13 protein-coding genes are annotated in these 13,737 nt (G+C 71.3%); 5 read left to right on the forward strand and 8 right to left on the reverse strand.

Translation table 11 applies throughout. From position 1 onward, the window contains the following. The first annotated feature begins 20 nt into the window (after positions 1–20). The 3 genes from VFX14_14420 to VFX14_14430 are packed head-to-tail and all read left to right on the forward strand — an operon-like array spanning position 21 to position 3,541. Positions 21–1,295, forward strand: a complete 1,275-nt coding sequence (locus VFX14_14420; protein HEU5190875.1) for a CoA transferase — start codon at positions 21–23, stop codon at positions 1,293–1,295. A 22-nt stretch (positions 1,296–1,317) separates the two neighbouring features. Continuing rightward, positions 1,318–1,836 (forward strand): ankyrin repeat domain-containing protein, encoded by a 519-nt coding sequence (locus VFX14_14425; GenBank protein ID HEU5190876.1) that lies wholly within the window; start codon positions 1,318–1,320, stop codon positions 1,834–1,836. Between the two features lie 43 nt (positions 1,837–1,879). Continuing rightward, positions 1,880–3,541, forward strand: coding sequence for a sigma-70 family RNA polymerase sigma factor (locus VFX14_14430; GenBank protein HEU5190877.1), 1,662 nt, complete (start codon positions 1,880–1,882; stop codon positions 3,539–3,541). Here VFX14_14430 and VFX14_14435 read toward each other — a convergent pair. The 6 genes from VFX14_14435 to VFX14_14460 are packed head-to-tail and all read right to left on the reverse strand — an operon-like array spanning position 3,441 to position 8,855. After that, positions 3,441–4,244, reverse strand: coding sequence for a class I SAM-dependent methyltransferase (locus tag VFX14_14435; protein ID HEU5190878.1), 804 nt, complete (start codon positions 4,242–4,244; stop codon positions 3,441–3,443). The two genes, VFX14_14430 and VFX14_14435, sit on opposite strands and share 101 nt — an antisense overlap. A 1-nt stretch (position 4,245) precedes the next feature. After that, entirely contained in the window at positions 4,246–5,121 is an 876-nt protein-coding gene (locus VFX14_14440) for an alpha/beta fold hydrolase (GenBank protein HEU5190879.1), read from the reverse strand. A gap of 9 nt (positions 5,122–5,130) precedes the next feature. Continuing rightward, positions 5,131–5,853 carry a haloacid dehalogenase type II gene (locus tag VFX14_14445; protein HEU5190880.1) on the reverse strand — a complete coding sequence of 241 codons (723 nt, stop codon included), beginning with the start codon at positions 5,851–5,853 and terminating at the stop codon, positions 5,131–5,133. After that, a complete protein-coding gene (locus tag VFX14_14450; protein HEU5190881.1) occupies positions 5,853–7,274 on the reverse strand; it encodes an amidase in 1,422 nt (473 codons plus the stop codon). The genes VFX14_14445 and VFX14_14450 overlap by 1 nt, the downstream gene beginning before the upstream one ends. Next, the gene (locus VFX14_14455; protein HEU5190882.1) at positions 7,265–7,441 is read right to left on the reverse strand and encodes a hypothetical protein; all 177 of its coding nucleotides are present in this window, start codon (positions 7,439–7,441) and stop codon (positions 7,265–7,267) included. The genes VFX14_14450 and VFX14_14455 overlap by 10 nt, the downstream gene beginning before the upstream one ends. Before the next feature lie 4 nt (positions 7,442–7,445). Beyond that, positions 7,446–8,855, reverse strand: a complete 1,410-nt coding sequence (locus VFX14_14460) for an amidase (GenBank protein HEU5190883.1) — start codon at positions 8,853–8,855, stop codon at positions 7,446–7,448. A 61-nt stretch (positions 8,856–8,916) separates the two neighbouring features. Here VFX14_14460 and VFX14_14465 point away from each other — a divergent pair, with 61 nt between their 5' ends. Continuing rightward, complete coding sequence (locus tag VFX14_14465) at positions 8,917–9,450, forward strand: protoglobin domain-containing protein (GenBank protein ID HEU5190884.1); 534 nt, start codon at positions 8,917–8,919, stop codon at positions 9,448–9,450. On the opposite strand, the gene VFX14_14470 is transcribed toward VFX14_14465, so the two are convergent. Both VFX14_14470 and msrB read right to left on the reverse strand, forming a co-directional pair. After that, the gene (locus tag VFX14_14470; protein HEU5190885.1) at positions 9,447–10,070 is read right to left on the reverse strand and encodes an LppP/LprE family lipoprotein; all 624 of its coding nucleotides are present in this window, start codon (positions 10,068–10,070) and stop codon (positions 9,447–9,449) included. The two genes, VFX14_14465 and VFX14_14470, sit on opposite strands and share 4 nt — an antisense overlap. Further along, on the reverse strand, positions 10,067–10,483 hold the full coding sequence (msrB, locus tag VFX14_14475; protein ID HEU5190886.1) for a peptide-methionine (R)-S-oxide reductase MsrB: 417 nt from the start codon (positions 10,481–10,483) through the stop codon (positions 10,067–10,069). The genes VFX14_14470 and msrB overlap by 4 nt, the downstream gene beginning before the upstream one ends. Before the next feature lie 69 nt (positions 10,484–10,552). Here msrB and VFX14_14480 point away from each other — a divergent pair, with 69 nt between their 5' ends. After that, the gene (locus tag VFX14_14480) at positions 10,553–13,726 is read left to right on the forward strand and encodes a patatin-like phospholipase family protein (GenBank protein HEU5190887.1); all 3,174 of its coding nucleotides are present in this window, start codon (positions 10,553–10,555) and stop codon (positions 13,724–13,726) included. Positions 13,727–13,737 lie beyond the last annotated feature (11 nt).

The raw sequence follows: 13,737 nt of genomic DNA on the forward strand, positions 1-13,737 counted from the left end.
AACACGGTAAGATGAGCCCCATGCCGGGCGCTCAGCCCTTCTCGGGCATCGAGGTCGTCGAGTTCGGCCAGTTCATCGCAGTCCCCTATTGCGCGCAGCTCCTCGCCGACGGCGGCGCGCACGTGATCAAGATCGAAGCGCTCGAGGGCGATCCCGTGCGTCTGCTGGCGCCACTGGCTCCCGGGGAGACGCGGCACTTCATCTCGCGCAATCGCGGGAAGCATTCCCTGCCCTTGAATCTCAAGCACCCGGGCGCTCAGCGCATCATCGATGCGCTGCTCGCGCGCGCGGACGTCGTGCTGACGAACTTCCGGCCGGGCCTGGCGCGCGACCTGGGCCTCGACTACGCCACGCTCGCCCCGCGCTATCCGCGGTTGATCGTGGGCAACGTCACCGCGTTCGGTCCGCGCGGTCCCGACGCGCTCCTGCCCGGCATGGACCTCGTGGTACAGGCGCGCAGCGGACTCATGACCGCGAACGGCCGCCTCCAGGACGGGAACCCGGCGGTGGGCGATCCACCCGCGGCTGACTACATGTGCGCGATGACGCTGGCCTTCGGCATCGCCTCCGCGCTCCTGCGCCGCACGCAAACCGGGCGGGGCGGCGAGGTAGACGTGGCGCTGCTCATGGCCGCCCTCGTGCTGCAGAACAACGGCATGGTGCGGGTGGACAAGGCCGACAAGCCCGTGCTCGACGACCTCAACGCGCGCCTCGCCGAGCTGCGCGCGCGCGGCGCGCCCTACACCGAGCAGGCGAGCCTGGTGCCGCAGATCCGCACGCACGCCATGGTGCGCGTGTACTACCGCACCTACGCCACCAAGGACGCGACCCTCGCCGTCGCTTGCGTGAGCCCGAGCCTCCAGCGGGCCTTCATGCGCGCGGTGGGGATGAAGGACCGCGCCCACGAGCATCCCATCACCGATCCCGCCGAGCTCCAGCGTCACTATCAGGCGCTGGGCGCCTCGATGGAGGCGCTCATGCGGACGCGCACCACCGCGGAGTGGAAGGCGGCGCTGGATGCGGCGGCCCTGCCGGCGGCGGGCGTGAAGCTGCCCATCGAGATGATGGAGGACGAGCAGGCGCTGGCCAACGACATGCTCCACGATCTCGACCACCCCGCGCTGGGCACGGTGCGGGTGGTGTCCACCCCGATCCGGATGGACGGCGGAGGCTTCCGGCCCTCGCCGGCCACGCGCGCGCTCGCCTCGGAGACGCGCGACATCCTCGCGGGCCTGGGGTTCACGCCGGACGAGATCGCCGCCATGCTGCGCGAGGGCGCCACGCGCGCGCAGTAACGGACGCGGCCGAGCGCGCGCCATGTCGCAGATCGACGAGCTCTTCGGCGCCGTCCGCAAGAACGAGCTCGCGCGCGTCGCCTCCCTGCTCGATGGCGAGCCGACTCTGGCCCGCGCGCGGAAGGATGGCGCCTCCGCCGTGCTCTTCGCCCGCTACTGCGGCCACCACGAGATCGTCGTGCTCATTCGCCGCCGGGTTACCGCCCTCGACGTCTTCGAGGCCTGCGCCCTCGGCGACACCGAGCGGCTCGCCGCGCTGCTGGACGCCGATCCGGCGCTGGTCAACGCGGTGGCCGAGGACGGGTTCGGTCCCCTCGGCCTGGCCTCCTTCTTCGATCACGAGCCCGCCGTGCGGCTGCTGCTCTCCCGCGGGGCCCACGTGGACCAGGCCTCGGCCAACGGCATGCGGGTGGAGCTAATCGAGCTGCTCCTCGGGTTCGGGGCCGACCCGACCGTTCACGACGGTGAAGGCCACTCGGCTGCCGACCATGCCCGCTCGCGGGGCCACGAGGAAGCGGCGCGCCGCCTCGGATGGAGGTAAAGGTCCCGCCCGGCTCCCGGCACCTCCTGGTAGGAGGAGGGAGATGGATCTCGCGACCCTGATCGGTCGGGCCCAGCAGCAGGATCTCGACGCGTTCGCCGAGATCACGCGTCGGTTCCAGCACATGGCCTTCGGCTATGCGCTCTCGATCCTCCGTGACCTCGGGAAGGCCGAGGACGTCGTGCAAGAGTCCTTCGTCGCGGCGTGGTTCGGCCTGGCCCGGCTGGAGGATCCGGCCGCCTTCCCCGGCTGGCTTCGGGGCATCGTCCGCCATCAGGCGCACCGAGTGCTGCGCCGCAAGCATCTGGAGGCGGCCCTGCCGCTGGCCGAGGCCCATGGGCTCGCCGCCGAGGCGCCGGAGCCGGAAGGGCGCATCGAGCGGGGCCGGCGCGCGAACACCATCCTCGCCGCCATCACGGAGCTGCCCGACCCCCTGCGCGAGGTCGTTATCCTCTTTTACGTGCACGAGTGCTCGCAGCAGGACATCGCCACGTTCCTGGGCCTGCCCGTGACCACGGTGAACAACCGCCTGCACGCCGCCCGCGCGAAGCTCAAGAGAAAGGTCATCGCGATGGTGAAGGACACGCTCGCCTCACACGCCCTGCCCGACGACTTCGCCGCGCGCATCGGCCGTATCGTGCGTGCGCGGGAGGGCGTGATCGAGGCCCGCTTCGATCCGGAGGCCCTGCCGGGTGTCCTCACCGAGCTGACGGTGAGCGACGAGGCGCGGCAGCGGGCGATCATCGCGCAGGTCGTCCAGCGGCGGCCCGACGGCCTGGTCCGCGCGGTCTCGACCGGGCCCGCCGACGCCCTCAGCCCCGGCATGGCGGTGCTGAGCGAGCGTCGTCCGCCCCGGACGCCGCTCCGGCGGGAGGACTTCGCGCGAACCGTCGCGATCCTGAGCGGTCCGCCCGAACCGAAGAGCAGTGGGGCGCGGCTGCTCGAGACCGGGGTCAAGGTCATCGACGTGATGTGCCCGCTCAACGCCGGCGGCACTCTCGCGGTGGCCGGTGAGTACCAGGCGGGGACGGTGGTGCTCGTGGAAGAGCTGGTGCGGCGGCTCTGCAGCGGCGCCGACCGGTTGTCGATCTTCTCCATGATCCCGGTGCCGATGACGATGTCCGTCGAGGAGCTGTGGAAGAAGGAGGGCTTCAGCGAGGGTACGGTAGGCGCGGTCGAGACCTTCTACTTCCCCGGAGAGGAAGGGGCATGGACGACCGACCGCCTGGCGAGCCTTGCCGGCGTGGACGCGATGATCCGCCTCTCGGAGGCCGTCGCGAAGATCGGGATCTACCCGCCGGTCGATCCCCTCGCCTCGCGCTCGCGCGTGTTAGAAACCGCCGCTGTGAGTCCCGCGCACATGGACCTCGCGCGGCGCGCGAGGCAGGCGCTCGCCCTCGCCACCGCGCCCGAGGGGGCGCCCGAGCACGAGCTCGCCCGGCAGCGGGCACGCAAGCTCCTGCGCTTCTTCGCCCAGCCCTTCTTCGTGGCCGAACCCTACACCAAGCGGCCCGGCTCCCACGTTCCCCTCGCCGAGGCTCTGCGCGGCTGCCGCGCCATCCTCGACGGCGAGTGCGACGACCTCCCCGCCCAGGCGTTCTACTTCACCGGGACGCTGGACGACGTGCGCCGCGCCGCAGCCGCGCCGGCCGCTCGGCAAGGAGCAGGAGGCGCGGCGAGCTCCGGCGGAAGCGCGAGCCCTTGAAGTCGCCGTAGGCGCGAAGGAGGCGGAGCCCCGCCGCCCGCAGATGACGGCGCCACTGGGCCGGCGTCCAGAGGCGAAGCCGAAAGCGTTTACGCGTGACCCTGGGCGTGCCGCGCGCCGTCCCGCCGCTGCGGACGATGAGCCACGTGGCCTCCTGCACGTGGGTGCGGCGGTCCACCTCGAGCGTCCAGAGCACGTAGAGGCCCCGCCGCGGTCGGCGCCAGTAATGCGTGGGCAGCGTGACGTCGTACGCGGGGTTGCGATGGTCCATCAGCAGCCGGCCGCCCGGCCTGAGCGCGCGGGCCATGCGCCGGAGCGCCGCCACGTTCTCGCGCTCGCTGAAGTAGCCGAAGCTCGTGAACAGACAGATCACCGCATCGAACTCGGCGCGGTAGGCGAGCCGACGCATGTCGGCCCTGACGAAGCGCAGGCGCCCGCCCTCGCGGTGGGCGCGGCGCGCCTCGCGCAGCATGAGCGGGGAGAGATCGACGCCCACCGCCGTGTAGCCGCGGCGGGCCAGCTCGCCCGCGTGCCGGCCGAAGCCGCAGGGCACGTCCAGCACGCGCGCGCTGGGCCGGAGGGCCAGGACGCGCTCCGCGAAGCTCACCTCGGCGCGGGTGCGCCGGGGCGTCAGGACGGGCCGATCGGTGGCGAGGTAGGTCTCGTCGAAGAACCCGCGGAACCACTCGCGCGGCGCCGGCACGTCACCGTCCGTCTCGGTCGAGGAACCCGCCGATCAGCATGGCCAGCCGGTCCGGCGCCTCCTCGGGCGGGAAATGGCCCACGTCGGGTAGCCGCACCACCTCGGCCCGGGAAAAGGCCGACTGCAGGCGAAGGAGCTCCGGCTCGCGGATCGCCTGGTCCTTCATGCCCCACAGGATCAGCACCGGCAGATCGCGCAGGCGCTCGCGGCGCGTCCACAGGCGGTCGAACCATGCGCGGCTGCCGAGGAGGGCGCGGGCGTAGGCCCAGGTCGCCGCGCGCGAGGGGGGATCGGGGAAGGGCGCCAGGTACTGCGCGTGGACGTTTGGCGGAAGGCGCCGCGGGTCGCCGAACGCCCGCTTCATGATGAGCCGCGCCGAGACGTTCCACTCGAGATAGAGATAGCGTCCGAGGCGGCTCCCCGCCAGCCGCGCGAAGCGCGCGACGCGGCGATCGTCGGCGAGGGACCACATCCACGTGTTCATGAGGACGAGGCTTCGCACGTTCTGCGTCTGATCGATGGCGTAGTGCAGACCGAAGGGCCCACCGAAGTCGTGGAGAACCAGAGTGAGGTCGCGCAACCCGAGGCGCTCGATCAGCGTCCTGAGATTGGCCGCCTGATGCTCGGGCAGATACCACGAGCCGGGCGGGCGATCGGAGAGGCCAAAGCCCAAATGGTCGAGCGCGACGCAGCGGTAGCGCGGGGCCAGCGCCTTGACGAGGTGCCGCCAGAGGAACGACCAGTCGGGCGTGCCGTGCACCATGACCACGGGCCGGCCCTGCCCCTCATCGATGTAGTGCAGGCGACCCGAGGGCAGATCGAGCCACCGTGAGGTAAAGGGGTACGCGACGCGATCGAGCCAGTCCGGCGCGGCCACCGCGCCGGATCAGCAGCCGAGCTTGGCGGCGAGGTCCACCATGCTCTCGGCCACGACGTCCCAGGCTTGTTCGGCGCGGAGATCGCGCGTCTGCGTCGGCCCGTACTCGGTGGGCCGCCGCACGAACGCGGTGTGAAAGCCCACGCGGGCGGCGGCGGCGAGATCGCCGTTGTGCGCGGCGACCAGCATGCACTCCTCAGGACGGAGGCTGAGGAAGTCCGCGGTGCGGAGATAGGCCTCCGGCTGCGGCTTGTAGTGACGCGCGGGCTCGGCGCCGAGGATGGCATCCCACGGCAGCCCCGCGCGCTTGGCCATGTTCACCATGAGCGCGATGTTGCCGTTGGAGAGCGTGGCGAGCACGTATTTCTTCCGCAGGCGGGTGAGCCCGGGCACGGAGTCGGGCCAGGGATCGAGGCGGTGCCAGACGCGGTTGAGGTGGTCGACCTCGCTCTCGGAAAGGCCCTGGATCTCGAAGTCGACGAGCAACCGGTCGAGGCTCATGCGGTGGAGGTCGTCGAGCCGTGTCCACGGCATCGCGCCGGAGCGCACCCTGTCGAGGCCGGGCTGATAGAGCCCGCGCCATGCGTCGGTGAAGGCCTCCCAATCCACATCGAGACCCTTGGCGCGGCCGAGCGCCTCGCCCTCGCGGATGATGCTCGACCGCCAATCCACCACCGTGCCAAACACGTCGAAGCCGAGGGCCTTGACGCCGGCCAGGGTGGACGCCGCCATCAGGCGAGCTTCCACCCCGCGGGATCGGGACGCCGCCGGTGCCACTCCGTCACGCGCTCGTAGGCGCGCGCGATGCGCAGCACGGTGGCGTCGTCGCCCGCGCGCCCCACGATCTGGATGGACACGGGCAAGCCGGCGCGGGTAAAGCCCGACGGCACGTTCGCCGCGGGCAGCCCCAGCAGGTTCCAGGGGCTCGTGTAGCGCGATCCCGACGCCATCACCTCGGCGGAGGAGATGTCCTCGAAGCGCTGGGCGGGGCCAGCCTGGCCGGGGAAGATCAGCGCGTCACAGCGCGCGAGGAGCCCGTCGATCTCGCGGCGGAAGCGGGCACGCAGCCGCTGGGCGCGGAGGAAATCCGGGGCGGAGACGAGCGCGCCCATGTACATGCGGATGCGCGTGCCCTCGCGATATTTCTCGGGCGCGCGGGCCGCCATCTCGCGGTGGTACTCGAACATCTCGGCGAGAAAGCACGTCCACACCGCCGGAGCCATGTCGAGCATGGGCGCGTCCACGTCCTGGAACGTGGCGCCCTCGCGCGTGAGCACGTCGAAGGCCTCGAGCGCGGCGGCCTTCACCTCGGCGTCGAGGCCCGGCCAGTCCACGTAGTAGCGGCGGAGCAGGCCGAGCCGGATACCCCTCGCGCCCCGATCGAGCCCGGCCATGAAGTCAGGCACGGGCCCGTGGAGCGAGCCGGGATCGGCGGGGTCGTGGCCGGCAATGGCCTGCAGGATGGCCGCCGCGTCCCACACCGAGCGCGTCATCGGCCCCACGTGGTCGAGCGACCAGTCCATGGCGAGCACGCCGCCCCGGCTCACGAGGCCGTAGGTCGGCTTGTGGCCCACGATGCCGCACATCGCCGCCGGCCCGCGGATGGAGCCGCCGGTGTCCGAGCCGAGCGCGCCCGCGCAGAGGCCCGCCACCACCGCCACCGCGGAGCCCGAGGAGGAGCCGGCGGGCGCGCGGGTCACATCCCACGGGTTGCGCCCGGTGGGAAAGCGCCCATCTCGCGCGGGGCGGCCGAAGGCCCACTCGTGCATGGTGAGCTTGCCGAGCACCACCGCCCCCGCCGCGTGCAGCCGCTCGGTGACGAAGGCGTCGCGCATGGGCACGTGGTCGGCGAGCACCTCAGAGCCTCCCGTCATGCGCACACCGGCCACGGCGATGAGGTCCTTGAGGGCGAGCGGCACGCCATGGAGCGGGCCGCGCCGGCTGCCGCGCGACTGCTCGGCGTCGGCGGCCCGGGCGCGCGACAGCGCCGTGTCGCGCATCACCGTGATGTAGGCCTGGAGCACGCCGTCGTGGCGGGCGATGCGTTCGAGATACGCCTCGGTCGCCTCGACGGAGGAGATGCGCCGCGCGGCGAGAGCTTCGCTCACGCCGGCGAGATCGAGATCGCAGATGGAGCCCGCGGTCACCGCCATGGCTCATCCTCCGGGGCCAGCGCGGCGGCGCGGAGCGCCTCGCGCTGGGGCAAGTGCTCGAGCCACATCGCGAACAGGAGCTCGCGATCGCGGCCGGTGACGGTGAGGCCGGCGGCGGCCACCTCGGCGTCGAAGCGCGCGCGCAGCGTCGCGTCGTCGGGGGCCATGGGGCTAGTCCAGCGCGGGGCGGCGCGCCGCCCACGGCCGCGCCGACTCGAAGGCGGCGGAGGCCTGGAGCACGGTGAGATCGTCGCGCAGCCGCCCCACGATCTGCAGACCGACCGGCAACCCCGACAGCGTGAAGCCGCAGGGCACGGTGGCGGCGGGCTGGCCGGTGAAGTTGAACGGGTACGAGAACGATGCCCAGGGCAGCCAGTCCCACACGTGCTGCGGCCAGTGCTCGGGGTTCAGCCGGTTCACCGGGAAGGCCGCCACCGACAGGCTCGGCGTGAGGAGGAGATCGTACTGCCGAAAGAGCGGCCACACGCTGTCGCAGAAGGTGAGCTTGCGCCCGCGCCACTGGATGTACTGCTCCATGCTCACCTTGTAGCCGTCGGCGATGCAGGCCACGAGGCCCGGGTCCATCTTGTCGCGCCACTTCGGGAGATGCTCGCCGTAGATGCCGGCCTCGTGCGCGGCCCACATGGCGCGAATCATCTCGTGCGTGTCCATGAAGTTGCACGTCACCTGCTCCACCTTCGCCCCGAGTCCCTCGAAGGCGCGCGCCGCCTGCTGCGCCAGCTCCCCCACCTCAGGATCGACGCGAAGCCCGTCGAGATGGGGACTCCAGGCGATCTTGAGGCCCTTCACGCCCCTGCCGAGCAGGCCCACGTAGTCCGCCGGCGCCGCGTCGAGCGCCGTCTTGTCGAGCGGGTCGGGACCCGCCATCACCGAGAGCATGAGGGCGGCATCCTGCACCGTGCGCGTCATGGGGCCGATGTGGGTGGTGTAATCGGCGTTCGACACCGGCGCCTGGGACACGCGGCCGTAGGACGGCTTGTGGCCGAAGACCCCGCAGAAGGCGGACGGGATACGGATGGAGCCGGCGCCGTCCGACCCCTGATGGAGTGGTCCCAGCCCGCAGGCGGCGCCCGCTCCGGCGCCCGCGCTGGAGCCCCCCGCGGTCATGGCGAGGTTCCACGGATTCCGTGTGGCGCCGGTGAGCGGCGAGTCGCTGAGGCCCTTCCAGCCGAATTCCGGCGTGGTGGTCTTGCCGAGGAAGACGCCGCCCGCCTCCTTCAGTCGCCGCACGTAGGGCGCGTCGAGGTCGGGCACGCGGTGCTCGTATATGAAGGAGCCGCCCATGGTGCGCACGCCCTTGGTGAACGCGAGGTCCTTGATGGAGAACGGGATGCCGTGGAGCGGCCCGAGCGGCCCGCCCTTCATGACCGCAGCCTCGGCCGCGCGCGCGGAATCCACCGCGGCATCGGCGAGCAGCGTGCAGAACGCATTCACCTTCGGGTTCAGCCGCTCGATGCGCTCGAGCACCGCCCGCGTGAGCTCCACGGGCGAGAGCGCCTTGGTGCGGATCATCTCGGCGAGCCGGGTGGCGGGCGTGTAGCAGAGGTCGGTGGCGTTCATCGCGATCCCTTTCGTGTGGCTCCGCTTGCCCTCGCGCGGAGCCCGCGTATTATCGCACGACATGGAGGCGTGGCGGCACCCCGGCGCGGACATGGAGGGATTCATCCGCGAGCTCGCGGTGTTCGTCGGCTTCGACGAGGCGGCGATGGCCGCGGTGCGCGCGAGCGCGCCCGCCGTACTCAAGCACGGCGACGCCCTCACCGCCGCGGTGTACGAGCACTTCTTGAAGTTCCCGCATTCCGCGCGCTTCTTCCTCGGCCCCGACGGCACGCCCGATCGCACGCGCATCGAGCGCCGGCGCCACAGCCTCGCGCGCTGGCTCCGCGAGTCGGCGGAGGCGGCGCTCACCCACGACTTCGCCTACTACCTCCTCGGCGTGGGCATCTCGCACAGCCACCGCGAGTTCGGCCCCGGCGGCAAGGTCCCGCCGCAGCTCATGGTGGCGACGATGAGCATCACGCAATCCGCCCTCGCCGACGTCCTCAAGGCGGAACTGCCGGTGGACGCGGCGTACGACGCGGCGGTGGCGTGGAACAAGCTGCTCCTCATCCACTTGAACGTCTTCCTCGTGGGGTACTTCCTGCCCGAGGCCTAGCGGGGCAGCGAGCGCGTGTCGACGACGAGGGGCACGAGAACCGGACTTTCCCGAGCGCTCATCGGGAGATCGATGCGGTAGGTGACCTCGCTGACCCGCGTGGGACAGCAGAGCGGGTCCTCGCGGGCGTAACGGAGGAACTGGGCGCTCAGGTGCACCGGCGTCTCGATCTTCGCCGTCTGCCAGGCGCCGTCGGTGCGGGAGTCCATGAGGACGGGCGAGAGCGTGCCCACGAAGCGCTCCCCCACGAACCCGAAGGCCTGATACGACCACGGCCGGCACATGCCGTCCCAGTCCGACGAGGCGCCCACCACGCTGACGTCGCCGAGGCTGCGCGTGGAATTCGGGTAGAGCCACCAGCCCGCCGCGGTCACCGCGCGCTCGGCGGGGGTGAGGGGCCCGCGAATGCCGGGGCGGCAGCGCGCGAGATTGTCCCCATGCTGCGGCGAGGGGGGCGGGGGCTTCGGCACCGCGGCGCCGCGCTCGTTCCACGGCAGGAGGATCTGGTCGAGCCACCCGCCGCCACGCGGGAGATCGGGAGATGGCGCGCTCGTGGTCGCGCAGCCTCCAAGCCCCAGGACCAGGGTGAGGAGCGCGGATGCCGCGCCCCGCGCCGTCACCCGCGCTGGAAGCTGAGCGAGACCCCGTTCATGCAGTAGCGGAGCCCCGTGGGCGGCGGACCGTCGTCGAACACGTGGCCGAGATGCCCGCCGCAGCGCCGGCAATGCACCTCGGTGCGCACCATGAAGAAGCCGCGGTCGGTGCTGGTGCCGATCGCGTTGTCGAGCGGCCGCCAGAAGCTCGGCCAGCCGGTCCGGCTGTCGAACTTGGTGTCCGACGCGAAGAGCGGCAGCCCGCAGCCGGCGCAGAGAAAGGTCCCCTTGCCGTACTCCTTGTCGAGCGGGCTCGTGCCCGCGCGCTCGGTGCCGTGCTCGCGCAGCACACGATAGCTCTCCGGGCTCAGTTGCGCTTTCCATTCCGCGTCACTTTTGGTGACCTCGAACAACTGTTCCGCGTGCTTGGGCTTGGCCATGCGCCTAGCCTACCACGCGTCACTCTCGCATTGCGTTTGCCCCCCCGCTTGCCCGAGTCTAGGGGCGACATGGCGCGACCCACGGCGGCGCCCGAGCAGCCGGTCCCCGGCACGGGCGCCCCCGGATGGCGCCAGGCGGTGCTCGTTCCGATCATCGTCATGTCGGCGGCCGCGCTGGTGTGGATGGTGCCGCACGTGTGGCAGTTCGAGCGACGGCTCAGCGCCGCCGGCGCGCACCCGACCTTCGTCCTGCCACTGGCCTTCAACTCCGCCGAGGCCGAGCGCATCATCCAGCGCTGGCAGGCGCCCGAGATCATGCCGCTGGTCGAGCAGGCGCTGCGGGCGGACTGGGTCCTGCTCGGCATCTACACCGTCTACCTCCTGTCGAACGGGCTCCTCTTCACCTGGCTGCTCCGGTTCGAAAGCCGCTCCTTCGCCCCGGTGCTGATCTGCTATCCGATCTGCGCCGCGCTCTTCGCCATCGCCGAGAACCTCTGCGTCCAGGCCATGCTCGCGGGCATGGCGGCGCAGCCGCCGCGGCGACCGGCCGGCATCTACGTCGCCCTCGCCGGCGTGACGAGCTCGGCCAAGTTCATCCTCCTTGCGGAGAGCCTCGTCGCCGCGCTGTGGGCGCTGTTCCGGCTGCCGCGCCGCGCCCGCGGCGTGGACACGCGCGTGGAGGAGTTCCGCACCGTGTACGCGACCGAGCGGCGGTATCTCGCGGAGCGGCGCGCCCTCGCCGGGCTCGTCCCCAAGGCGGAGACGCCGGAGACATTGCGCCCGGTCGGCCTCGCCCTGTCCGGCGGCGGCATCCGGTCCGCCACGTTCAACCTGGGCGTGCTCCAGAGCCTCGCGCGGCTGGGCATCCTCCTGCGCATGGACTACCTCAGCACGGTGTCCGGGGGTGGCTACATCGGGAGCTGCCTCTCTTCCCTGCTCTCGCACCGGCGGGGCCGGCACGGCGGCACGCCCCGCACGGGACGCGAGGCCTACGTGTACCGGCAAGGCGACACCCCGTACTTCGGCACCACGCAGCCGCTCTTCCCCTTCAACCCGGATGCGACGGCCCAGCCGGCCCTCCGCGAATTCAACGGGCGCGACGAGGTCCGCCATCTGCGCACGCACGGCGACTTCATCATCACCCGGCGCTGGATCCTCTCCCGCGAGGTGCTGCGCGCGGTGGGCAACCTTCTCGGTGGCATCTTCTATCACCTGCTGATCTTCACGCTCTTCCTCGTCGCCTTCACCGGCATCTACTGGGGCACCGTACTCCTCATGACAGGCTCGACGCTTGCCAACATCGTCCAGCTTCCTCCGGCGGGCTACGTGCTCGCGCTGCTCGACTGGCCGCTCAGCGGGGGCGTGGCGCGCTGGGCCCTCTTCTGGTCGGTCGCCATCGGGGCCGTCGTCACGTTCACGAGCTTCTTCGTCGCCGGGCTGGTGCCGTACGTGCTGCCCGAGCGGGTCTTCTACGTCGAGGGCCAGTCGGTGGAGGAGAGCCGCGAGTACAGCTCGCTCTGGGCAATGTTCATCGTGAGCCTCCTCACCGCCACCTTCGTCACGTGGCACTACGTCGCGCGGACGGGGCCACGGCTCTCGTATCTGCTACTCCCCCTCGGCGTCTACGTGGGCGGGCAGGCCACCGCGCTCCTGCTCCATCCCTTCGTGTCGATCTCGAAACGCTTCATGCGCAACGACCGCTCGCGCTTCGCCGCCGCCAAGGGCATCTTCAACTACCTCACCGCGATCTCGCTCGTGGTGGTGTGGATCCCCTACCTCGCCTACTGGGTCTACGGCGCCGGGTTCAGTCTCCGCACCATCGGGAGCTGGCTCGGCAGCGTGGTGGCCGCCCGTTTCCTCGTCATGATCAAGGGGGCGAGCGCGGCGGTGCCCGCCACGTCGTGGATGGGGCGTCTCACCAGCCTGTCCGTCGGTCTGCGCAACGCCCTCCTCGCGGTGTGCGTGGCGGTGATCCTGCTGGGCGGCGTGGTGCTGGTCTGCGCCGCGCTCATCGCCTTGACGCCGCCGGGGGCCGCGCCGGTGCTGCTGGCCTTCGCGGTGGGCTCCGCCGCGCTGGGCTTCTTCGGGGCGCTCGGCGTGGCGCTCGACTTCAATAGCCTCTCGCTCCACTACTTCTACCGCGACCGCCTCGCCGAGACCTATCTCCAGACCTTCGTGCCCCGCGCCGACGCGCGGCGGGTGGGCTTCCAGGTCCCCATGCGCGACGACGCGGAGATGCCGCTCACGCACGTGCACGGGGTGGCACACGGCGAGGAGGCCGCGGGCCTGCCCGCCGTCACCGCGTCCCCCCTCCACCTCGTGGTCACCGCGCTCAACCTCACCTCGAGCCGCGACATGGCCCGGCGTGACCGCAAGAGCGATTACTTCGTGTTCTCGCGGCTGCACTGCGGCTCCGAGACCACCGGCTACATGGACTCCGCGCGCTACCGGAGCGGCGAGACCAAGCTGGCCCGCGCTATGACGATCTCGGGGGCCGCCGCCTCCTCGGCGATGGGCAGCCGGACGTTCCTCGCCCAGTCCTTCGCGCTGACCCTGCTCAACGTGCGCCTGGGGCAGTGGATCGAGAACCCGCGTTACAAGGACGGCCGCTACGCGCACCGCACGGAAGGCGGCGTGTTCTGGCCCCATTACCTCCTGCGCGAGATCCTCGGCGCGACGAACGCCAACCGACGCCTGGTGAACCTCTCCGACGGGGGCCACACCGGCGACAACCTCGGCATCTGCCCGCTGCTCAAGCGCCGCTGCGCGATCATCGTCGCCTGTGACGCGGAGGCGGATCCCACGCACAGCTTCGGCTCGCTCACCGAGGCGCTGCGGCAGATCTACATCGACGAGAACGTGGTCGTGGACATCGACCTCGACGAGTTGCGTCTGGACGCGGCCACCGGCCGGACCCGCTCGCACCACGCTCTCGGCGTCATCCACTACCCGCGCGTGGTCGACGCGACAGGGCGCGAGATCTATCCCCCCGAGACCGGCTATCTCGTCGTGCTCAAGTCGTCGTTGGTGGGGAACGAGCCCGCCACCGTGCTGAACTACCGGCAGGAGAACGCGGACTTCCCCCATCAGACCACCGGGGATCAGTTCTTCGACGACGACCAGTTCGAGTCCTACCGCGCGCTTGGCGAGGCGGTGGCCTTCACGACCTTCGGGAAGATGGCGGAAGGCGCCTGGAACACGGGCGCGCGCGACTGGGAGCGGTTCTGGGGGACGCGCCCCTGATGGTAAGATAA

It is taken from the genome of Candidatus Methylomirabilota bacterium (assembly GCA_035764725.1).
In the GTDB taxonomy this organism is placed as follows: domain Bacteria; phylum Methylomirabilota; class Methylomirabilia; order Rokubacteriales; family CSP1-6; genus DASRWT01.

Coding starts and splice junctions, on each gene's coding strand:
- VFX14_14420 (HEU5190875.1), top strand. CDS start 21: ATGCCGGGCGCTCAGCCCTTCTCGGGCATCGAGGTCGTCGAGTTCGGC.
- VFX14_14425 (HEU5190876.1), top strand. CDS start 1,318: ATGTCGCAGATCGACGAGCTCTTCGGCGCCGTCCGCAAGAACGAGCTC.
- VFX14_14430 (HEU5190877.1), top strand. CDS start 1,880: ATGGATCTCGCGACCCTGATCGGTCGGGCCCAGCAGCAGGATCTCGAC.
- VFX14_14445 (HEU5190880.1), bottom strand. CDS start 5,853: ATGGCGGCGTCCACCCTGGCCGGCGTCAAGGCCCTCGGCTTCGACGTG.
- VFX14_14450 (HEU5190881.1), bottom strand. CDS start 7,274: ATGGCGGTGACCGCGGGCTCCATCTGCGATCTCGATCTCGCCGGCGTG.
- VFX14_14455 (HEU5190882.1), bottom strand. CDS start 7,441: ATGGCCCCCGACGACGCGACGCTGCGCGCGCGCTTCGACGCCGAGGTG.
- VFX14_14460 (HEU5190883.1), bottom strand. CDS start 8,855: ATGAACGCCACCGACCTCTGCTACACGCCCGCCACCCGGCTCGCCGAG.
- VFX14_14465 (HEU5190884.1), top strand. CDS start 8,917: ATGGAGGCGTGGCGGCACCCCGGCGCGGACATGGAGGGATTCATCCGC.
- msrB (HEU5190886.1), bottom strand. CDS start 10,483: ATGGCCAAGCCCAAGCACGCGGAACAGTTGTTCGAGGTCACCAAAAGT.
- VFX14_14480 (HEU5190887.1), top strand. CDS start 10,553: ATGGCGCGACCCACGGCGGCGCCCGAGCAGCCGGTCCCCGGCACGGGC.